The organism is Streptomyces sp. SID14515 (assembly GCF_010548505.1).
Classification (GTDB): domain Bacteria; phylum Actinomycetota; class Actinomycetes; order Streptomycetales; family Streptomycetaceae; genus Streptomyces; species Streptomyces caviscabies.
Window position 1 is genome coordinate 73,213 of sequence record NZ_JAAGMH010000097.1, and the last position, 21,109, is coordinate 94,321.

Genomic DNA, 21,109 nt, shown 5'->3' on the forward strand with positions numbered 1-21,109 from the left:
GCCCCTCACTCGTATGCCCGCTCAGCCCTTCGCGACCGGGGCCTCCTGAGCCGCCAGGTCCTCACCGGGCGGCTCAGGAGCGTCCTCGTCGTCGAACGGCGGCGGCTGCGGGGCCTCGCGTGGCAACCGCAGCGCGATCAGCGCGCCCGCCGCGACGAGTGCCGCCGTCACCCAGACCGCCGTACGGTACGGGCCCGGATCGGCGGCCTCTGTGACATGGCCGCCGCCGATCACCGCCGCACAGGCCGCGATGCCCAACGCGCCGCCCAGCGTGCGGACGATCTGGAACAGGCCCATCGCCTGGCCCATGTCCGGAGGCGCGATCGACTCGAAGCCGGAGATCTGCACGGTCAGCACCGCCGTCCCCAGCACCAGACCGATCAGGAACATCAGCCCGCGCACGCTCCACGCGTTCTCCGCCACCCCGGGCACGGCGAGCGCCCCGAAGACGGCCGCAGCGACCAGCAGCGCCGGCACGGTCAGCAGCCGGGGGCCGAGCCGCGGCAGCAGCCGGTCCACCACCTGCGAGGCCAGCATCAGCCCGACCGCCTCCGGGAACACGCTCAGCCCGGCGTCCAGCGCCGACGCCCCCAGGCTCGCCTGGTAGAGGAGCGGGAAGACGAACAGCACGCCCATCAGCCCGGCCGCGGTCACCCCGGCCAGCGCGGAGGCCGACCCGTACACCCGGTCGGCGAACAGCCGCAGCTTCAGCAACGGCGTCTTCGCGCGCGTCTGATGCACGACCGCCGCCACCAGCAGGACGGACCCCAGCACCGCGCTCACGGCCACGGCGGGCCGCGTCCAGCCCTGCGAGGGGCCGAAGCCGAGCGCGTACGTCAGCAACCCCAGCGCCGGTGTGGCCAGCCAGAAGCCGACCGTGTCGAACTTCCCCTCCGGGCCCTCGACATGCTCGCGCAGACCGAACACGCCCAGCAGCACCGCCGCCGTGCCGATCGGCACGTTCACGAAGAACAGCCAGTGCCAGGAGAGGTGTTCGGTGAGCAGCCCGCCCAGCGGCGGACCGAGCGCGGGCATCAGGGCCGTGGGCACGATCAGCACCTTGGCCAGCTTCATCCGTTCGTGCGGCGGGAACGCCCGGAACAGCAGCGTCATCCCGACCGGCGTCAACAACCCGCCCGCCAGGCCCTGTACGGCTCGCGCCACCACCAGCGTCGTCAGATCGGGCGCCAGACCGCAGACCGCCGAGGCGATCGTGAACGCCGTCAGCGCGCCGAGGAACACCCGCTTCGTCCCGAACCGGTCGCCCAGCCATCCCGCCACCGGCAGCCCCACCGCGAGCGCGACCAGGAAGGCCGTCTCCACGGTGTTCGCCGCCGACAGCGGACGCCCGAAGTCGCCCGCGATCGTGTAGAGCGCCGGGTTCACGATCGTCGAGTCCAGGCCGTTCATGCACATCGCGGCCGTGTAGACGAGGACGACCGCGACCCGGGGACGTATCCGGGGCCGGATCAGCAGCCCGCTCACCGGGCGGCGACGGGGAGAGGACCGGACCAGTGAGCGGTGATCCAGTCCAGCGCGTCCTGCCGGGCGCACGGACCGTGAGCCGTCGACCAGCCCTCCGGAACCGCCGCGAACAGCGGCCACAGCGAGTGCTGGCCCTCCGCGTTGGTCATGACGAGGAACTCACCGTCCGCGTCGAAGGGGTTGGCGGATGCGTCGCTCATCGGTGTCACTTCTCCAGCTCGGTCAGTCGGTCGGCGACCACGCGCGCGATGTGCGCGATCGGCTCGGGCAGGGTCATGTCCTTGTGGGAGCAGGCGACGTTCGTGTTGTCGATGCGCCCGCTCACGTACGGCGTCCAGGTCTCCGGCGTCAGGGTGTCGTCGATGGTGTCCACCGTTGCCCGGAAGAACAGCACATCGCCGCGGAACACCCGGTGGTCGTAGGCGCGTACGAGGTCGTTGGTGTTGAGGTACACCTCGCCCAGCGCCTCGATCTTCGCGGCGGAGAGCGTGGCCAGCGGGGAGCCCTCGCGGCGCAGCACCTCGACCACGTTCGCCGTGTTCAGCTCCTTGTCTCCGAGGCTCTCGGGCCCGTAACCGCCCATGGTGAGCAGCGATTCGAGCGCCTCCGCCCGGTCGGGCACCGGCAGGTCGCGGAAGCCCTCGGCGGGGTACGCGTCCAGGATCGCCAGCAACTCCACCTCCTGGCCCGCCTCTTGCAGCACCGCCGCGATGGCGTGCGCGATGATGCCGCCGGTCGACCAGCCGAGCAGCCGGTAGGGGCCCTCGGGCTGGACCTCGCGGATCCGGGACGCGTAATGCGCGGCCAGCTCCTCCAGCGTGGTGGGCAGCGGCGCCTCGGCCGTCGCCTCGCCGACGCCCTGGGCCTGGAGCCCGTAGATCGGCACATCGGCCGGCAGATGGCGGATCAGACCGGCGTAGCACCAGCTCAGACCGCCTGCCGGGTGCACACAGTGGACCGGGGCGCGGTCACCCGGGCGGGCGGGCCGCAGCGGCAGCAGCACATCCAGCGGGTCCTCCTCGCGCGAGACGTCCAGCGCCGTGTCCAGCGCGGCGGGCGTCGGGGCCTGGAAGACCGTGCCGATCGACACCTCGATGCCGAACGCGGACCTGATCCGCCCGGCGAGGCGCACCGCGAGCAGCGAATGGCCGCCCAGGTCGAAGAAGTTGTCCTCCACCCCGACCGACGGCAGCCCCAGCACCTCCGCGAAGACCGAGCAGAGCTGCTCCTCACGGACCGTGCGCGGCGCGCGCCCACCGGCGTTCACCGGAACACCCGGCGCGGGCAGCGCCTTGCGGTCCAGCTTGCCGTTGCCGGTCAGCGGCAGCCGCTCCAGCACCACCACGGCCGAGGGCACCATGTGCACCGGCAGCGTGGCGGCTCCATGCTCGCGCAGCGCCGCCGGGACCGGCTCCGTGCCGGGCGCGGGAACGACGTAGCCGACCAGCCGCTTGTCGCCGGGGGTGTCCTCGCGGACCACGACCGCCACATCGGCGACCTCCGGGTGGTCGGCCAACACCGCCTCGATCTCGCCGAGTTCGATCCGGAACCCACGGATCTTGACCTGCTGGTCGCCCCGGCCGAAGTACTCCAGCGTGCCGTCCGCGCGCCGCCGGGCCAGGTCGCCCGAACGGTACATCCGCCGCCCGCTCTCCCCGAAGAGATGCGCGAACGGGTCGGCGACGAAGCGCCCCGCCGTCAGGTCCGGGCGGCCCAGATAACCGAGCGCCACCCCCTCACCGGCGACGTACATCTCGCCGGTGACCCCGGGCGGCACCGGCTGAAGCCGCTCGTCCAGGACGTAGACCCGCAGGTCGGGGATGTTCACACCGATGGTGCTGGAGATCGCGGAGGCGGCCGTCGCCCGGTCCAGCGCCAGATACGAGACATGGACCGTGGTCTCCGTGATGCCGTACATGTTGACCAGCGTCGGCGCGTTCTCGTGGTGGCGTGTGTACCAGTCCGCGAGCCGCCCCAGCTCCAGCGCCTCACCGCCGAACACCACGTACCGCAGCGCCAGTTCGTGCCCGGGCGCCTCCCGGTCGGCGGCGGCCAGCTGGTAGAAGGCGGACGGCGTCTGGTTGAGGACGGTCACCCGCTCGTCCGCCAGCAGCCTCAGGAAGGCGTGCGGGTCACGGCTGGTCGCGTACGGGACGACGACGACCCGGCCGCCGTACAGCAGCGCACCCCACAGCTCCCACACCGAGAAGTCGAACGCGTAGGAGTGGAACAGCGTCCACACGTCGTCCGGCCCGAACGAGAACCAGTGCTCGGTGGCCGTCAGCAGCCGCGTCACATTGTGCTGGGTGACCACGACCCCCTTCGGCCGGCCGGTGGAACCCGAGGTGTAGATCACGTACGCCGGGTCCTGCGGACTCAGCGGCCGGGTGCGGTCCGCCTGGCCGAGCGGCCCGTCCGGGAACCCGGCCGCCTCGTCCACGGTGATCAGCGGCAGTTCGTGCGCGGGCAGCCGCTCCGCCGTCGCCGCGTCGGTGATCAGCGCGGCCGGACGGGCGTCGTCCAGCATGTACGCGAGCCGGTCCGCCGGATAGTCCGGGTCCATCGGCAGATACGCGGCGCCCGCCAGCGACACCGCGAGCAGCCCGGCCACCAGGTCGGGGGAGCGCGGCAGCGCGAGCGCGACGATCGAGCCGGGGCCGATCCCCCGGGCCGCCAGCAGCCTGGCCAGCGACTGGGCCCGGGAGGACAGTTCGGCGTACGTCAGTGACACGCCCTCGCAGCTCACGGCCACCCGCTCCGGATGGCGGCGCGCCGCGACCCCGTAGACCTCGGCGAGGGTGAGCGGCACCGGCCGGTCGTGGTTGACGCCGTTGGCCTCGACCAGGGCGCGGTGGACCTCGTCGTCGCCGAGCACCGGAAGCAGACCGAGCGGCGTTTCGGGGCGCTCGGCCGCCGCGGTGAGGAGCCGGGACAGCCGGTCCGCGAGGGCCTGGGCGGTCGACCGGTCGAAGAGGTCGGTACGGAACTCCAGGAAGCCCCCGATCCCGCCGCCGGGCAGCTCGCCCGCGTTGAGGGTCAGGTCGAACTTCGCGGTGCCGGACGGCACGGCGGTCAGCCGCGCGGTGGTGTCCGGACCGAGGGCGACGGGCCCGTCCGCGATCGACTGCCAGGCCAGCATCGTCTGGAACAGCGGGTGCCGGGCCAGCGAACGCGCCGGGTTCAGCGCCTCGACCAGGTGATCGAAGGGCAGCGCGTCGTGTTCGTACGCCGCGAGCGTCGTGGCCCGCACCCGGTCCAGCAGATTACCGAAGGCGGGGTCGCCGGAGGTGTCGGTGCGCAGGACCACGGTGTTGGTGAAGAAGCCGACGAGCCCGGCCGTGGCGTCGTCATCGCGGCCCGCCACGGGGGTGCCGAGCGGGATGTCGGTGCCGCAGCCGTGCCGGGTCAGCAGCGCGGCGAGCCCGGCCTGCACGGTCATGAACACGGTCGCCCCGTGCGCCCGTGCGAGCCGGCGCAGCGCCTCGTGCGCGGTGGCGTCCACGGCGAAGGGCACGGTGTCGCCCGCCGAGGTGGCGACGGGCGGCCGGGGGCGGTCGGTGGGCAGCTCCAGCTGGTCCGGCAGCCCGGCGAGCGCCTCGCGCCAGTGGGCGAGCTGGGCCTCGGCGAGCGCGGTCGGCTCGGCCGGGGTGCCCAGCAGCTGCTGGAGCCGGTCCGCGTGGTCCACGTACTGGCCGCTCAGCGGCGCGAACTCCGGTACGCGGCCCTCGGCGCGGGCCGTGTAGGCGACGGCCAGATCCTGTGCCAGGGGAGTGGTGGACGCCCCGTCGCCCGCTATGTGGTGCAGCAGGAGGAGCAGGGTGTGGTGGTCGGGCGACTCGCTGAACAGGACCGTGCGCAGCGGGGGTTCGGTGGCGAGGTCGAAGCAGTGACGCACCGCCTCGGTGAGATCGGTGCCCGGCTCCGCCAGTCGCAGCACCGGGCGCCCCGCCGGGTCGTCGGGGGCGAGGATGCGCTGGTGGGGGGTGTCGTCCGGGGTGCCGGTACCGGTGCCGCCGACCGGGCCTTCAGGGGCGTTGTCAGTGGGTGGATATACCGTGCGTAGTGTCTCGTGACGCTCCGCCAGGTCGTGCAGGGCGAGCTGGAGTGCGTCGCGGTCGAGCGGGCCGTTGACGCTCAGGACGAGCGGGATGTTGTAGGTGGGGCTGGGGCCTTCGAGGCGGTGGAGGAACCACAGCCGCTGCTGGGCCGGCGACAGGGGGAGGGGACCGGTGCGCGGTACGGGGGAGAGCGGGACGGACGCGGTGGTCGCGCCGCTGCGGGCGCGGACCAGTGCGGCCAGGGCGCCGGACGTGGGGTGGCGGAAGACGTCGGCGATGCTCATCGGCACGCCGAAGTGCTCCCGGATCCGGGCGGCCAGCCGGGCGGCGAGCAGCGAGTGCCCGCCGAGGTCGAGGAAGCCCGCGTCGGCGGCCGGGGGTTCGGCGATACCGAGGACGTCGGCGAAGAGCCCGCGCACGATCTCGGTGTGCGGCCCGCCGACGGCGCTCTCCGGGCCGCCCTGGGCGAGCGGGAGCGGTTCGGGGTCGGGCAGGGCACGGTGGTCGAGCTTGTCGTTGGCGGTACGGGGCAGCGCGTCCAGGAGCGTCACGGTCGCGGGGACCATGTGCTCGGGCAGGGCCCCGGCCAGATGGTCGCGTAGCTCGGCGGGGGTGGGCGGCGCGGTGTCGGCGGCCGGGGCGTCGCCCGTCGTCCGCACCGGGACCGCGTAGGCCAGCAGCCGCTTGCCGTGACCGGTGTCCCGGGCGATGACCGCGGCTGCCGCGACCTGCGGGTGGGCGGCCAGCCGGGCCTGGATCTCGCCGAGTTCGATCCGGAAGCCGCGGATCTTCACCTGGTCGTCGCTGCGCCCGAGGAACTCCAGGGTGTGGTCCTCGCGGCGGCGCACCAGGTCCCCGGTGCGGTACATCCGGCCCCCGGCGTCGCCGTGCGACGCGCCGAACGGGTCCGCGACGAACCGCTCGGCCGTCAGGTCGGGGCGGCCCAGATAGCCGAGGGCCAGACAGGCTCCGGCGACATACAGCTCACCCGTCACACCGGCGGGCACCGGACGCAGGGAGGAGTCCAGGACATAGACGCGGGAGCCGCGCACGGGGCGGCCGTCGGGACGGGCGGCGGAGCTGCCGGGCACCCAGTAGTAGGCGTCGACGGTCGTCTCGGTCGGCCCGTAGAGGTTGACCGGGTGCACGGCCCCGGCCTCGGTCAGCCGCGCCCACAGGGCCGGCGGGACGGTCTCGCCGCCGACCACCAGATGGGCCGGGTGATGGCGGCCCTCGTCCAGCAGGCCTTCGGCGATGAGCGCTTCGGCGTAGGAGGGGGTGACATCGAGATAGTCGACCAGGTGCGTGCCGACGTACGCGGTGAGCGCCGCGGGGTCCCGGTAGGCGGCGTCGTCCAGCAGATGCAACTCGTGCCCGTGCACCATCCACAGCAGCGGGTCCCAGGACGCGTCGAAGGCGAACGAGGCGCTGTGCGCGACCCGCAGGCGCTCCCGGCCGGTCCGGGCGACGGCCGGGGCGATGTGGTCCGCGCCGTGCCCGGCGCAGAGGTTGGCGAGCGAGGCGTGGCTGACGAGGACACCCTTGGGGCGACCTGTGGATCCGGAGGTGTGGATGAGATAGGCGGGGTCCGCGAGTGCGGGCCCGGTGGGAAGCGGCCCGTCGGGGCAGGCGGCGAGGGCGTCGGCCGTGGCCGGAGCGTCGAGCGCGACGGTCGGCAGCCCGTGGTCGGGCAGGGCGGCGAGCGTCGCGGCCGTGCCGAGCACGCACAGCGGCCGAGCGTCCTCCAGGACGGCCAGGGTCCGGGCGGCGGGGTGGCCGAGGTCCAGCGGCTGGCAGACCCGGCCCGCCTTGAGCACGGCCAGCAGCGCGACGACCATGTCGGCGGTCCGGGGCAGCGCCAGCGCCACCGTGCCGCCCGCACCGGTCGTGTTGTCCGCGCTGAGGCCGGTCAGCAGGTGGGCCAGGCGGTCGGAGGCGGCGTCCAATTCGGCGAAGGTGAGCCGGGCCCCGGACGCGGCGGCGGTCTCCGGCGCGCTCGCATCCGTGCCCGCATCCCCGCCCACGCCCGCACTCGTGCCAGTGCCAGAGCCAGAGCCCATGCCCGTGCCCGTCACCGTGTCGGCCCCGGCGTTCGCTCCCCGGAACGTCCCGGCCACCGTGGAGCGCACGGCGACGGCCTCGGGCGTCCGGGCCGCCTGTGCGGTGAACGACCGGGGGAGGGGGAGTGCGGCGGCGGGCTCGGTGCGGCCGGAGGTGGCCTCGCGCACCTGGTCGCCGGTGAGCAGGTCCAGGGTGCCGATCGGCCGCGCCGGGTCGGTCAGCAGCAGCTCGGTCAGGCCGTCCAGATAGCGCAGCCAGGTGTCCTCGTGAGCGGCGAGGTCCTTCGGCCCGTACGCGGCGGGGTTGGCGTCCAGGGTGAGCCGCAGGCCCCCGTCCGGACCGGGTGCCGCGCCGACCGCGAGCCCTTCCACGGGGCCGGCCGCGAGATTGCGCACGGTGCCGGTGACCCCGGCGAAGTCCAGTGCGTCGTCGAACGGCTTGACGTTGACCATCGGACCGGTCAGCGGGGTGTCGGCCGACTCCAGAGCCAGATCGCGGCGCAGATCGGCCTGCGGATAGCGCTGATGGCGACGGACCGCGCGGATCTCCAGCACCACACGGCGCAGCAGTTCGGCCCCGGTGTCCGCCGGGCGCACGGCGATCCGCAGCGGCAGTACGTTCACGGTCATGGCGGGGGTCCGCAGGGCCGCGGTCCCCCGCCGGTTGGTCAGCGGCAGGCCCAGCACGATGTCCTCGGAGCCGGTGAGCCGGTGCAGATGACCGGCGGTCGCGGCGACCACCAGCTCGGCCCAGGTCGCCTTCGCCGCACGCGCCGCCCCGGACAGCCGCTCCAGGTTCTCGGCGGGCAGGTCGGTGGTCCGGTGGAGGAGGCCGCCGTCGGGCTTCTCGGGGAGGTCGGTGGGGCGGTGGGGCGCGGTGACGGAGGAGTCCGCCATCCGCGCGGACCAGAAGGCGCGGTCCGCCGCGTACTCCTCACCGGTCAGATACGCCGCCTCCTCGCCGGTCAGCTCGGACAACGGGGCGAACCGGCTCTCGGGCAGCGGCTGTCCGGCGACCAGCGCACGGTAGACCTCGGCGACGCGCTCACCGATGAGGGACAGGGCGTAGGCGTCGACGGCTATGTGGTGCACACGGCGATACCACCGGTGGCGGTCCTGGCCGACCCGGATCAGCGCCTGCGTCATCAGCGCGCCCTCGGCGGCGAGGTCCACCGGCCGGGCCAGATCCTCCCGCATCCACGCCTCGGCCCGGTCCTCCGTCAGCTCCAGCCGGTGCACCACGGGTTCGGCGGCGGGCACCACACGCTGCACCGGAACGCCGTCCGCCTCGGACACGCGCAGGGCGAGGGTCTCCGCCTCGCCCACCGTCCGTCTCAGCGCCTCCACGAACAGATCCGCGTTCAGCGGCCCGTCGATCTCCACGCAGTCCGCCGTGTTCAGCTCGGTGCCGAGGGGAGCCAGCTGGTGCGCGTAGTAGATGCCCGACTGCGCGCTCAGGAGGGGGAGTCCCGGGGAAGGCGCGCCGCCGGAGTGCGCTGCCGAAGAGCTGGTCGGGCGGTTCGGACGCTCATGCATGTGTGTGACGACTCCCCTGAAGGACAACGGACACCGGGCCATCGGGCACTCGGCGCACACTTAGGTAAGGCTAAGTTAACCTATTTCCGACAGTGCAGGCGACCGCCTCCGGAGCGGTCCGGAACGCAAGGAGAGCCCATGACCGTCCCCGCAGCCCCCCGCCCCGGGACACGGGCCGACGAGGTGGCCGACACGGCGGCCGACGAGCGGATCCGTGCGCTCAGGACCGCCGTGCGGGAGACGGTCGGCGGCCACGCCCCGGCTCTGCTCGACCTGAGCCGGCGTCTGCACGCCGAGCCCGAGACCGCCTTCGAGGAGCACAAGGCCGCCGCGCTCTGCGCCGAACTCCTCGCCGCGCACGGCTTCGAGGTCACCGCCCCCGCCCACGGCCTGGACACGGCGTTCAGCGCCACGATCGGCTCCGGACCCGTCACCGTGGCCATCGCCTGTGAGTACGACGCCCTGCCCGGCCTCGGTCACGCCTGCGGGCACAATCTGATCGCCGCCGCCGGAGTCGGCGCGGCCCTCGGCCTCGCCCCCCACGCGGACGAACTCGGCCTGACCGTACGGGTCATCGGCACCCCCGCCGAGGAGCGCGGGGCCGGCAAGGCGCTGCTGCTGGACGCCGGAGCGTTCGACGGGGTCGACGCCGCGATGATGGTGCACCCCTGCCCCTTCGAGATGGCCGACTTCCGCTCCTTCGCGCTCGGCACCCTCGACGTCACCTACACCGGCCGCGCCGCGCACCCCAGCCTCAACCCGCACGAGGGCCGCAACGCCGCCGACGCGCTGACCGTCGCCCAGGTCGCCCTCGGCCTCCTGCGCCAGCAACTGCCCGCGCAGTGGCGGGTGCACGGCATCACCACCGCCGCCGGCACCGCGCCCAACGCGATACCCGACCGGGCCACCGCCACCTACGAGATCCGCGCGCTGGCCGCCGAGGACCTGCGCGAGCTGCGGCAGCGGGTCGAGGACTGCTTCCGGGCGGGCGCGCTCGCCACCGGCTGCGAGGTGACCCTGGAGCGACCGGAGCCCGACTACCTCGACTTCCGGGGCGACCCGGAGCTCATCCGGCTCTGGACCGCCAACGCCCGCGAGCTCGGCCGCGCCGAACCCGTCGAGCGCCCGCCGTTCGCCTGCACCGACATGGGCAACGTCTCCCATGTGGTGCCCTCCATCCACCCGGTGCTCGACATCAGCGGGGGAGCCTGCGGCCCGCACGAAGCGGCGTTCGCCGAGGCGGCCGTCTCTCCGGCCGCCGAACAGGCGCTGCTCGACGGGGCGGTGGGCATGGCCTGGACGGCGGCCGACTTCGCCGCCGCGCGCGCTTCCGTCTGACGGGGAGCGGCGAAGCGTGCGGCCCGGTCCGGGCCGCACGCTTCGCAGGGGAGTCACCCGAAGGTCACTTGGCGGAGAGCGCCTTGACGTAGTCGGCCAGGACGACGTCGGCCGCGAGCGGGCCGCCGCGCGTGGACCACACCGAGCCGTCGACGGTCACCGCGTGACCGTTCTTGACGGCGCCCAGCTCCTTGTAGGCGGGCTTGGACTGGACGTCCTTGAGGGCCTTCTCGCCGTCCGAGGTCAGCGTCGACAGGAACAGCCAGTCGCCGTCGATCTCGTTGATCTTCTCCAGGCTCAGCGACGGCGTGTGCGCGTTGCCGTCCTTGTTCTGGGACTTGGGCCGCTTCAGCCCCATCTCCAGAGCGACGCCGCTGGCGAACTGCTTGTTCTCCATCCAGCTCGGCCCGTCCGGGTTCCAGCGGACGATCGAGACCTCGGCGCCCTTGTTCTCGCCGAGCTTCTCGCCGGCCGCCTTGGCGGAAGCCTCGTGGTCGGTGATGAACTTGTTGGCGTCGTCGAGCTTGTTGACCGCGTTGCCGATGCCCCGGAAGAACAGCTTCCAGTCGTCGGCCGGCGCCATCGTCACCAGCGTGGCCGGAGTGATCTCGCGGAGCTGCTTGAGCACCTGCTCGTCCTGCATGTCACCGGCGAGGATCAAGTCGGGCTTCGCGGCGACGACCTTGTCCATGACCGGCTGGAGGAGGTTGCCGACGACGTCGATGCCCTCGACCTTGTCGGCCAGGTAGGCCGGCGGCTTGTCCAGGCCCTGGCCGTTGGTGATGCCGACCGGCTTGATGTCCAGCGCCAGGACCGCGTCCAGGTCCTCCTGGGTCAGGGTGACGATGCGCTTGGGCGCCGCCGGGATCTCCACGGCCTTGCCGGTGGCGTCCTTGACCGTACGGGTCGCGGAGGAGGCGGAGTCCGCCTTGCCGGCCTTGTCGCCGGAGGACTTGCCCGAGTCGGAGTCCGTGCCGCAGGCCGTCAGGAGCAGGGCCGCGGCCCCGAGCGTGGCGACGGCTCGCGCCGCTCTTCGGGCGGCGGTGCGGGCGGGGCGGTGGTGCAGGTTCATCAAGGACTCCGGGTTCAACGGGACATGAAGCGGTGATGGCCGTACGGTCACACGGATGCGGCCGTCGGCTCGTGAGCGAGCTAAGGTTAGCCTTACTTTAGCGGCATCGGGCAAGATGATGCCCCATTCCTTCGGAAAGGCCGGTCCTCGTGGAAATCCGTGTCGAACAGCTCACCGCTGGATACGCCGGTCATACCGCCGTGGATCAGGTCGATCTGACAGTCCCCTCCGGCCAGGTCGTGGCGATCGTCGGACCCAACGGCTGCGGCAAATCGACCCTCCTGCGCTCCATGGCCCGCCTCCACCAGCCCCGCTCCGGCACGGTGTTCGTCGGCGACGCCGACATCTGGCGGCTGCGCCAGCGCGACGCCGCCCACCGCATCGCCCTGCTGCCCCAGGCCCCGCAGGCCCCCGAGGCGGTCACCGTGGCCGGACTCGTACGGTACGGACGCCACCCGCACCAGGGGCTGTTCCGCCAGTGGTCGCGGGAGGACGAGGAGGCCGTCACCCGCGCCCTGGAGGCCACCGGAACCGCCGCTCTGGCCGGACGCCGGCTCGACCAGCTCTCCGGCGGCCAGCGGCAGCGCTGCTGGCTCGCCATGGCCCTCGCCCAGGAGACCCCCGTCGTCCTGCTCGACGAGCCCACCAGCGCCCTCGACATCGGCCACGCCGTTGAGGTCCTGGACCTGGTCCGTGAGGTCGCCGCCGAGGGCCGCACCATCGTCATGGTCGTCCACGACCTCGCCGCCGCCGCACGGTACGCCGACACCCTGGTCGCCATGCGCGACGGGCGGATCATCGCCTCGGGTCCGCCCCGCGAGACCGTGGACGCGGCCCTGGTCCAGGAGCTCTACGGCATCGAGGCGGAGATCCTCACCGCGACCTCCGACGGGGCGCCCGTCGTCGTACCGACCGTGCGCACGCCCGCCGCCGCAGTCTGAGGCGCAAGCGCCCGCGGGCCAGCGCTCCGCACCGGCCCGCCAGCGCCCGAAAACGCCGAGGGGCCCCTCCGTCCGGGGGCCCCTCGGTCCACTTCCCCGCCACCGCGGCGACACGTTCAGGCGGACGTGCCCGAACCGCCTCCGCGGAACACGCCGAGGATCTCCTCGGCGGCCAGCGTCGCCGTCAACGTGCCCTCCCGGACCCGCTGTTCGAGCTCCGGCGCGAGCTTCCGCACCGCCGGATGGCTGTACAGACTGTCCAGCAGCTCGTCCCGGACCATGGCCCAGGTCCAGTCCACCTGCTGGTCACGCCGCTTGGCCGCCAGCCGGCCCGTCGACTCCAGGACCGTACGGTGCTGCTCCAGCCGCTCCCACAGGGTGTCCAGCCCGAGCGACTCGCGCGCGCTGCACGTGAGCACCGGAGGAGTCCAGGCCGCGTCCGCCGGATGCATCAGCCGCAGCGCGCCCGCCAGTTCACGGGCCGCCGAGCGGGCGTCGCGTTCGTGCGGGCCGTCGGCCTTGTTCACCGCGATCGCGTCCGCCAGCTCCAGGACGCCCTTCTTGATGCCCTGCAACTGGTCGCCGGTACGGGCCAGCGTCAGCAGGAGAAACGTGTCGACCATGTTGGCCACCGCCGTCTCCGACTGCCCGACGCCCACCGTCTCCACCAGCACCACGTCGTAACCCGCCGCCTCCATCACCACGATGGACTCCCGGGTCGCCTTCGCCACCCCGCCCAGCGTCCCGGCGGTGGGGGAGGGGCGCACAAAGGCGGCCGGGTCCACCGCCAGGCGCTCCATCCGGGTCTTGTCGCCCAGGATGGAACCGCCCGTACGGCTGGAGGACGGGTCGACGGCCAGCACCGCCACCCGGTGCCCGAGCCCCGTGAGCATCGTGCCGAGCGCGTCGATGAACGTGGACTTGCCCACGCCCGGCACCCCGCTGACGCCGATCCGCCGGGCCGCCCCCGCGTGCGGCAGCAGTCGGCTCAACAACTGCTGGGCCAGCACCCGGTGTTCGGCCCGCGTCGACTCGACGAGCGTGATGGCGCGCGCCACGAACGCCCGCTTGCCGTCGAGTACTCCCTGGACATAACCGTCGATGTCGATCTTGGCAGCCATCCGGTCAGCGGCTCACAGCTCGTGGCCGAGCGCGGCGCCGAGCCGCGTCACCAGGTCGTGGGCCGCGTCCGGGATCACCGTCCCCGGCGGGAAGACCGAGGCGGCGCCCGCCTCGTGCAGGGCCTCGATGTCCTGCGGCGGAATCACCCCGCCCACCACGATCATGATGTCCTCGCGCCCCTCGGCGGCCAGCTCCTCGCGCAGCGCCGGCACCAGGGTCAGGTGCCCCGCCGCCAGCGAGGAGACGCCCACGATGTGCACGTCCGCCTCGACGGCCTGCCGCGCCACCTCGCCCGGCGTCTGGAACAGCGGGCCGACGTCCACGTCGAAGCCCAGGTCGGCGAAGGCCGTGGCGATCACCTTCTGGCCCCGGTCGTGGCCGTCCTGCCCCATCTTCGCGACCAGGATGCGCGGACGGCGGCCCTCCGCCTCCTCGAACGCCTCGACCAGCGCGCGGGTGCGGTCCACCGAAGGGGAATCCCCTGCCTCTTTGCGGTACACACCGGAGATCGTACGGATCTGCCCGGCATGGCGCCCGTACACCTTCTCCAGCGCGTCCGAGATCTCCCCGACCGTGGCCATCGCCCGCGCCGCGTCGACCGCCAGCGCCAGCAGATTGCCCTCCAGGCCCGGGCCCGGGTCGCGCTCGGCGGCCGCCGTCAGCGCCCGCAGCGCCTCCTGGCACGCCGTCTCGTCGCGCTCCTCGCGCAGCCGGCGCAGCTTCTCGATCTGCTGGGTGCGCACCGAGGAGTTGTCGACCTTGAGCACGTCGATCTTCTCGTCGGTCTCCACCCGGTACTTGTTCACCCCGATCACCGGCTGCCGTCCGGAGTCGATCCGCGCCTGCGTGCGCGCGGCGGCCTCCTCCACCCGGAGCTTGGGGATGCCCGCGTCGATCGCCTTCGCCATCCCGCCGGCCGCTTCCACCTCCTCGATGTGCTGCCAGGCCCGGTCCGCGAGGTCGCGCGTCAGCTTCTCCACGTACGCGCTGCCGCCCCACGGGTCGATGACCCGGCAGGTACCGGACTCCTGCTGGAGCAGGAGCTGGGTGTTACGGGCGATCCGCGCCGAGAAGTCGGTGGGCAGCGCCAGCGCCTCGTCCAGCGCGTTGGTGTGCAGCGACTGGGTGTGGCCCTGCGTCGCGGCCATCGCCTCCACACACGTACGCGTCACGTTGTTGAACACGTCCTGCGCGGTCAGCGACCATCCCGAGGTCTGCGAATGGGTGCGCAGGGAAAGCGACTTGGGGTTCTTCGGGTCGAACTGCTTGACCAGCCGCGCCCACAGGAGCCGGGCCGCCCGCAACTTCGCGACCTCCATGAAGAAGTTCATGCCGATCGCCCAGAAGAACGACAGCCGGGGTGCGAACGCGTCGACGTCCAGACCGGCTTCCTGCCCGGCGCGCAGATACTCCACCCCGTCGGCCAGCGTGTACGCCAGCTCCAGATCGGCCGTCGCCCCGGCCTCCTGGATGTGATAGCCGGAGATCGAGATGGAGTTGTAGCGCGGCATCTTCTGCGAGGTGAACGCGAAGATGTCGGAGATGATCCGCATCGAGGGCGACGGCGGATAGATATAGGTGTTGCGGACCATGAACTCCTTCAGAATGTCGTTCTGAATGGTCCCGGCCAGCTTCTCGGGCGGTACGCCCTGTTCCTCGGCGGCCACGATGTACAGCGCCAGCACCGGAAGCACCGCGCCGTTCATCGTCATCGACACCGACATCCGGTCCAGCGGAATACCGTCGAACAGCTGGCGCATGTCGTAGATCGAGTCGATCGCCACCCCGGCCATGCCGACATCACCGGTCACCCGGGGGTGGTCGCTGTCGTAGCCCCGGTGGGTCGGCAGGTCGAAGGCGACCGACAGGCCCTTCTGCCCGGCCGCGAGGTTGCGCCGGTAGAAGGCGTTGGACTCCTCGGCCGTGGAGAAACCGGCGTACTGACGGATCGTCCAGGGCTGGTTGACGTACATCGTCGGGTAGGGCCCGCGCAGATACGGGGCGATGCCCGGGTAGCTGTGCAGCGCGTCCAGGCCCTCCAGGTCCTCACCGGTGTAGAGCGGCTTGACCGTGATGCCCTCGGGCGTCTCCCAGAGCGGGGCCTCGGCGCCGTCGGCCGCCTTGGTCACGGCCGCCTGCCACTCCTCGGCGGAACCGGCGGGCGGCGCGGTGGACGCCAGCGGCACGTCGGAGAAGTCGGGAACGGAGGGTTTGCGTTCCGTGGGCGATGTCGGCATCACGCCACTCCCATGCGGTCGAGTACGGAGGTGAGAACGGCGACCGCGTCGCAGCCCGCGAAGACGTAGGCGTCGACGTCGGCGTACTCGCCGGGGCGCCCCGCGAGGAACACCTGTACCGCCCCCGCCGACTTCAGCGCACCGGCCACCGCGTCCGCCTGCTCGGCGTAGAGCGCGTCCGAGGAGCACAGCACGGCGACGGTCGCCCCGGAGGCTGCCAGCGCACCGGCGGCGGTGTCCGCGTCCACGGACACCGGATCGTGCACCGCCTCGATCCCGCCCGCCCCGAAGAGGTTGACGGCGAACGAGACCCGCGCGGTGTGCGCGGCGGCCGGGCCGAGCGCGGCGACGAACACCTTCGGACGGCTCCCGGTCGCCGCGAGGTGCGCGTCCGACCGGGCCCGCAGCACCTCGAACGCCTCATCGCGCCGGACCCGGGGCAGACCGCCCGGAGCCCCGGCGTACGCGTCGGGTGCGGGCTCACGCTCCACCGGACGCTCGCCGGGCATCGGGAACTCGCTGACCCCGGTGATCGGCTCCTTGCGACGGGCCAGCTTCGCACTGCGCGCCGCCCAGGTGGCGGCGAGCCGCTCCGCGACCAGCCCGGAACGCAGGGCGGCGGGCAGTCCGCCCGCCCGCTCGGTCTCCTGGAAGAACGCCCAGGCGGCCGCCGCGAGTTCGTCCGTCAGCCGCTCCACGTACCAGGAGCCGCCCGCCGGGTCGATGACCCGCGCCAGGTGCGACTCCTCCATGAGGATCGTCGAGGTGTTACGGGCGATCCGCCGCGCGAACGCGTCCGGCAGGCCCAGCGCGTGATCGAACGGCAGCACCGTCACGGAGTCCGCGCCGCCTACGCCCGCCCCGAGCGTGGCCAGCGTGGTGCGCAGCATGTTCACCCACGGGTCGCGGCGCGTCATCATCACCGGCGAGGTGACGGCGTGCTGCCGCTGGCCGCCTGCGGCGGGAGCGCCGGAGGCCTCGGCGACCCGCGCCCAGAGCCGGCGCGCCGCGCGCAGCTTGGCGATGGTCAGGAACTGGTCGGCGGTGGCCGCGTAACGGAACTCCAGCTGCCCGCAGGCCGCCTCCACGCTCATCCCGGCATCGGTCAGGGCCCGCAGATAGGCGACTCCGGTGGCCAGCGAGAGCCCCAGCTCCTCGCCCGCCGAACCGCCGGCCTCGTGGTACGGCAGCGCGTCCACGGATACGGCCCGCAGCCCCGGGTACTCCGCGTCGCACCGCCGCGCCCAGCGCACGGCGGCGGTGAGGTCCGCCTCGATACCCGTCCGGGCCTCGTGGCCGAGCGGGTCGGCGCCCAGCGTGCCGCGCGCCTCGTGCCGGGCGACGCCGCGCTCCTCGTACAGCCGCAGCAGCTCCGTCGCCGCGGCGTCCAGGTCGGCCGGGGCGTCGAGGGCGACGGGCGCGAGATCGAGGTACACGCCCTCCAGGGCCCGCGCGAGCCCGTCGACGGGAACGCCCGTCGGACCGCCCACCGTGAGCCAGAGCGAGGTGACCCCGTTCTCCAGATCGCCGAGCAGCGCCTCGTTCAGCCGGGCGGGGTCGGCGAGGGTGTGGCGTTGGCGCACGTCCCAGCCGCCCGCCGCGTTCCCCTCGGCCCTGCTGCCCCGGGTGAAGGGGGCGAAGCCGGGAAATCCGGTGTCCGGCGACTCGTCGTGCGCGGTGTAGAGGGGGCGGGTGGTGAGCCCGTCCTCCAGTGTGGTGGACAGCGCTTCCTCGGCGGCCGAGCCCGTGACTTCCTTGCCCGACTTGCGCAGTACGCCTTCGACGAGGCTCTGCCACTGGTCATGGGAGGGGTCGGGGAACGCGGCGGCCGGAGAGAGCCCGTCAGCAGGCTGGACCGTCATGCTCAGATGCTAGGCCAGTGCGCGGAATGAGCAGCAGGGGCACGTGCTGTGACCTTGCCCTCTCAGGTATGCACTTGATCCTTTACACACAGTCGCGTAACCGGCGCGACGGACGGAGGGCGGCAACACGACGGTCCTCGAGATCGGGATGAATCGGGACAGTGATGCATATTATGTGCGAAGTTTCCTGATTTGTTATGTCATCCCTGGAATGCCGTATCCACCCCGGCGCCCCTGTGGCCGCCGGGATACGGAGAGGACGCGACCGTGGCCGTCGGACCTGTGGAGTACCTCGTCATCGCCTTCCCCGGCAGTCGCTTCACCGGGTCGGTCGCCCCCGCCCTTGCCGACGCCGTGTCGTCCGGTGCCGTACGCGCCGGTGACCTGGCCTTCGTTCGTCGGGTCGAGGGCGGCGCGCTGACCCCGGTGGAGCTGCGGGAGCTGGACCCCGAGGGAGTGATTCCCGCCGATACGGCGGAGGGCGGGGCGGCGGTGGCGTTGGGCCCGGCGGACGTCGACAGGCTCGACGGCGGAGTGCCGGCGGGCGATGTCGTCGCGATCGTCGTCCGGGAAGATCTGTGGACCACTCAGCTCGCCCGTACGGCCCGCGAGGCGGGCGGCGTCTTCGTCGCGCACGAGCGCCTCGCCGCGGGTGGGGCCGGTGAGGCCGGTGATGCTGGTGAGCAGGGCGCCGCGGGGGACGACATCATCACCCGACTGGAGCGGCTCGCCGAACTGTGGAAGCGGGACGTCCTCACCGACGCCGAGTTCGTGGAGCAGAAGACGAAACTCCTGTCGGACTGATGTCCTTTCCTCGCCGCATGCGACGTTGATCCTGATATGTGGAATTCTTGGAATTCATCGGGGAAAGAGGCAGTTCATCGTGCAGACCGCCCGGACCGTTCCGGCCGCCACCGTTGTCAATCTGCGCGACCTGGGCGGCATCGCCCTGGGCCGTGACCGTCGGGTGCGGCAGGGCGTGCTGTTCCGCTCGGGCCAGCTGAGCGAGCTCGACCCGGAGAGCGACCGGGCGGTGTCGGCGCTCGGCATCCGCACCGTCGTGGACCTGCGCACCGCCGACGAGCGGCGGTGGGCCCCGGACCGGCTGCCGGAGAGGGCCAGGCTCTTCGTCGCCGATGTGCTGGGCGACCACCCGGGCGTGGCGCCCGCCCGGCTGCGGTCCCTGCTGGCCGACCCGGTCGAGGCGGAGCGGACGCTGGGGGGCGGCCGGGCCGAGGAACTGTTCGCCGAGACCTACCGGAAGATGGTCCTCTCACCCGGCGCGGCGGCCGCCTACCGGGCCTTCCTGGAGACGGCGGCCGACCCCGCCGCCCGCCCGGTGCTCTTCCACTGCACCGCGGGCAAGGACCGTACCGGCTGGGCGGCGGCCGTCCTGCTGATGATCCTCGGAGCGGCCCGCGCGACGGTCCGGTCGGACTTCCTCGCGGTCAATCCCGCCGTACGGGCCGCCTTCGCCCCGTACGTGGCGAAGTTCCTCGACGGCGGGGGCGACCCCGCCGTCGCCGCGGCGATCATCGAGGTACGCCCCCGCTATCTGGACGTGGCGCTCGACGCCATGGACGAGCGCTGGGGCGGCCTCGACGGCTATGTGCGCAACGGGCTGCGCGTGCCCGACGGCGTACTGGAGCGGCTGCGCGACGGCCTGGTGGTCCGCGGCTGAACCGTCAGGAAGCGACGCGGACGCGAGAAGGGGCCGGTCCGGCCGGGAGACTCCCGGCCGGACCGGCCCCTGTATCCGCGCTTCGGGCTACAGGCGTACGAGGCGTTCCGTCAGGTCGCGGTAGTGCTGGAGGGCGATCCGCAGATCCTCGGTCTCCGCCCCGGTGGCCGGGCCGCTCTCGCCCTTCCCCGCGCGCAGTCGCCGCCCGCGTTCCTCCAGGGCGGCCCCGAGACCCGCGACGACCTCGTCGAAGGTGGCGTCGGCCTCCCGCACCGCCCGCTGCGGATCCGCCACGAACCCGGTCACCGCCTGCTGGATCCGCGCGGTGAACGCCTCCTGCTCCTCGGGGGCGAACAGCGGCCGCCCGGGGTGCGGGCCGTCCTCGACGGGGCCCGGGTCCCGCACGGGCGTACCCGTGTCGATCGGCCCGGCGCCCTCGGGGTGGCCCGTGCTGTCGGGCAGCCGCGTCGTCGCGTTCGTCGTCCTCGTCATGATGTGCCACGTCCCTTCACCAGATGCCGGTTGCCGTGCTCGCGCCCCGACGGGCCGTCCGCGAGCAGGGAGTCGAAGAGCCCGCGGGCATCGATCAGCGCCTCGCGCATCTCCTCGGTGCTCGCGTCCCCGCGTCGCGCGGTGTGCACCCGCCGATAGCCGTGGACGTGCGCGGCGTGGTGGACGGAGAGCGCGTCCGTACGGTCCTCGAAGTCGTCGCCGGCCGGGAAGCCGCGCTCGCGCGACAGATCGGCCAGCAGTGCGTCGGCTTCGGTGAGCGCCCGCTCCGGCGATTCGACGAAGAGCTCCTGGGCGCTCGCCCAGCGGGCGGCGTAGCGTGCGCGGGCCTCGTCGGTCAGCGAGCGCTTCTCCAGGTGCCCGTGCCGCTTCACCCGGTCGCCGAGCTCCCGCTCGGCCGCCGCGGTGTCGCCGTCGTGCCGGGCGACCACCCGCTCGTACTCCGGTCCGAAGCGGCTGCGCAGTCCCCGGCCGCCGACCGGACGTCCACGGAGCAGGAAGAACGCGGCGATGGCCGCCACGACGACCACGGCGATGATGATGATCGTTGTCGTCACGGCTACCGCCCCCAACGTTCATCGGCCGGTACGTAGCTCTGCTGTCGCACAGTGGTCAACCCCTTTCGGTCCGGGCCCGGCGGCAATCGCCGGGCGGTGTGCAGGAGTTCGTGTACCCCCGGATTCCCGTTCGAGGCCGCCGCCCTCCGGCGAAGGCCCCGCGCGATGCCCTGGGTAGGGTGAAGGAGTCGGATCGGCGGCAGGTCGGAGGGACACGCGATGACGGAGCGCAAACCACCGGGAGTCAGTTTCGAATCCTGGGTCGACCGGCAGATCCACGAGGCGGAACAGCGCGGCGACTTCTCCGCGCTCCCGGGCTTCGGCAAGCCGATCGCCGGTCTGGAGCGCCCGTACGACGAGGCCTGGTGGATCAAGCAGAAAATGCAGCGGGAGGGCGTGTCGATGCTGCCGCCCGCGCTGGCCCTGCGCAAAGAGGCGGAAGACGTTCCCGCCGCGGTCGCCGCGGCCCGCACCGAGGCCGAGGTACGGCGCATCCTGACCGAGGTGAACGAGAAGATCGAACGGGCCATCCGGATGCCGCCCGAGGGCCCGCCGCTGCGGCTGGAGCCTTTCGACGTGGACGGGACCGTACGCCGCTGGCGCGAGGAACGCCGCCCGGCCTAGGGCCGCACAGGCCCTGACAGGCGTCC

The 21,109-nt window shown here is 72.9% G+C and carries 14 protein-coding genes; 5 read left to right on the plus strand and 9 right to left on the minus strand.

Annotated elements, in window-relative coordinates; genetic code table 11:
* Positions 1-21 precede the first annotated feature (21 nt).
* The 3 genes from G3I54_RS20495 to G3I54_RS20505 are packed head-to-tail and all read right to left on the minus strand — an operon-like array spanning position 22 to position 9,139.
* Complete coding sequence (locus G3I54_RS20495; protein WP_164616322.1) at positions 22-1,485, minus strand: DHA2 family efflux MFS transporter permease subunit; 1,464 nt, start codon at positions 1,483-1,485, stop codon at positions 22-24.
* Complete coding sequence (locus G3I54_RS20500; RefSeq protein ID WP_164616323.1) at positions 1,482-1,685, minus strand: MbtH family protein; 204 nt, start codon at positions 1,683-1,685, stop codon at positions 1,482-1,484. Before G3I54_RS20500 ends, G3I54_RS20495 begins: the two co-directional genes overlap by 4 nt.
* A 5-nt stretch (positions 1,686-1,690) precedes the next feature.
* Positions 1,691-9,139: a non-ribosomal peptide synthetase gene (locus tag G3I54_RS20505; RefSeq protein WP_164616324.1), complete on the minus strand. Its 7,449-nt coding sequence runs from the start codon at positions 9,137-9,139 to the stop codon at positions 1,691-1,693.
* Between the two features lie 138 nt (positions 9,140-9,277).
* On the opposite strand from G3I54_RS20505, the gene G3I54_RS20510 reads away from it, so the two are divergent.
* Positions 9,278-10,477 carry an amidohydrolase gene (locus tag G3I54_RS20510; protein WP_164616325.1) on the plus strand — a complete coding sequence of 400 codons (1,200 nt, stop codon included), beginning with the start codon at positions 9,278-9,280 and terminating at the stop codon, positions 10,475-10,477.
* A 64-nt stretch (positions 10,478-10,541) separates the two neighbouring features.
* Here the strand turns inward: G3I54_RS20510 and G3I54_RS20515 are convergent, their stop codons facing one another.
* On the minus strand, positions 10,542-11,549 hold the full coding sequence (locus G3I54_RS20515; protein ID WP_164616326.1) for an iron-siderophore ABC transporter substrate-binding protein: 1,008 nt from the start codon (positions 11,547-11,549) through the stop codon (positions 10,542-10,544).
* A 149-nt stretch (positions 11,550-11,698) separates the two neighbouring features.
* Here G3I54_RS20515 and G3I54_RS20520 point away from each other — a divergent pair, with 149 nt between their 5' ends.
* Positions 11,699-12,490, plus strand: a complete 792-nt coding sequence (locus G3I54_RS20520) for an ABC transporter ATP-binding protein (protein ID WP_164616327.1) — start codon at positions 11,699-11,701, stop codon at positions 12,488-12,490.
* A 116-nt stretch (positions 12,491-12,606) separates the two neighbouring features.
* Here the strand turns inward: G3I54_RS20520 and meaB are convergent, their stop codons facing one another.
* From meaB to G3I54_RS20535, 3 genes are read right to left on the minus strand one after another with little or no spacing between them, the layout of a single operon-like run.
* Positions 12,607-13,611: a methylmalonyl Co-A mutase-associated GTPase MeaB gene (gene meaB / locus G3I54_RS20525; protein WP_164616328.1), complete on the minus strand. Its 1,005-nt coding sequence runs from the start codon at positions 13,609-13,611 to the stop codon at positions 12,607-12,609.
* Between the two features lie 12 nt (positions 13,612-13,623).
* Positions 13,624-15,849, minus strand: a complete 2,226-nt coding sequence (scpA, locus tag G3I54_RS20530) for a methylmalonyl-CoA mutase (protein WP_164616329.1) — start codon at positions 15,847-15,849, stop codon at positions 13,624-13,626.
* Positions 15,849-17,711: a methylmalonyl-CoA mutase family protein gene (locus tag G3I54_RS20535; RefSeq protein WP_164616330.1), complete on the minus strand. Its 1,863-nt coding sequence runs from the start codon at positions 17,709-17,711 to the stop codon at positions 15,849-15,851. The genes scpA and G3I54_RS20535 overlap by 1 nt, the downstream gene beginning before the upstream one ends.
* Before the next feature lie 267 nt (positions 17,712-17,978).
* Between G3I54_RS20535 and G3I54_RS20540 the strand changes: the two genes are divergently transcribed.
* Together G3I54_RS20540 and G3I54_RS20545 are read left to right on the plus strand one after the other, a co-directional pair.
* Complete coding sequence (locus G3I54_RS20540; RefSeq protein ID WP_164616331.1) at positions 17,979-18,515, plus strand: SHOCT domain-containing protein; 537 nt, start codon at positions 17,979-17,981, stop codon at positions 18,513-18,515.
* A gap of 79 nt (positions 18,516-18,594) precedes the next feature.
* Positions 18,595-19,392 carry a tyrosine-protein phosphatase gene (locus tag G3I54_RS20545; protein WP_164616332.1) on the plus strand — a complete coding sequence of 266 codons (798 nt, stop codon included), beginning with the start codon at positions 18,595-18,597 and terminating at the stop codon, positions 19,390-19,392.
* A gap of 87 nt (positions 19,393-19,479) precedes the next feature.
* Here the strand turns inward: G3I54_RS20545 and G3I54_RS20550 are convergent, their stop codons facing one another.
* Both G3I54_RS20550 and G3I54_RS20555 read right to left on the minus strand, forming a co-directional pair.
* A complete protein-coding gene (locus tag G3I54_RS20550; protein ID WP_164616333.1) occupies positions 19,480-19,884 on the minus strand; it encodes a hypothetical protein in 405 nt (134 codons plus the stop codon).
* On the minus strand, positions 19,881-20,459 hold the full coding sequence (locus G3I54_RS20555; protein WP_164616334.1) for a hypothetical protein: 579 nt from the start codon (positions 20,457-20,459) through the stop codon (positions 19,881-19,883). The genes G3I54_RS20550 and G3I54_RS20555 overlap by 4 nt, the downstream gene beginning before the upstream one ends.
* Before the next feature lie 219 nt (positions 20,460-20,678).
* Here G3I54_RS20555 and G3I54_RS20560 point away from each other — a divergent pair, with 219 nt between their 5' ends.
* Positions 20,679-21,083 (plus strand): DUF1992 domain-containing protein, encoded by a 405-nt coding sequence (locus tag G3I54_RS20560; protein ID WP_164616335.1) that lies wholly within the window; start codon positions 20,679-20,681, stop codon positions 21,081-21,083.
* Positions 21,084-21,109 lie beyond the last annotated feature (26 nt).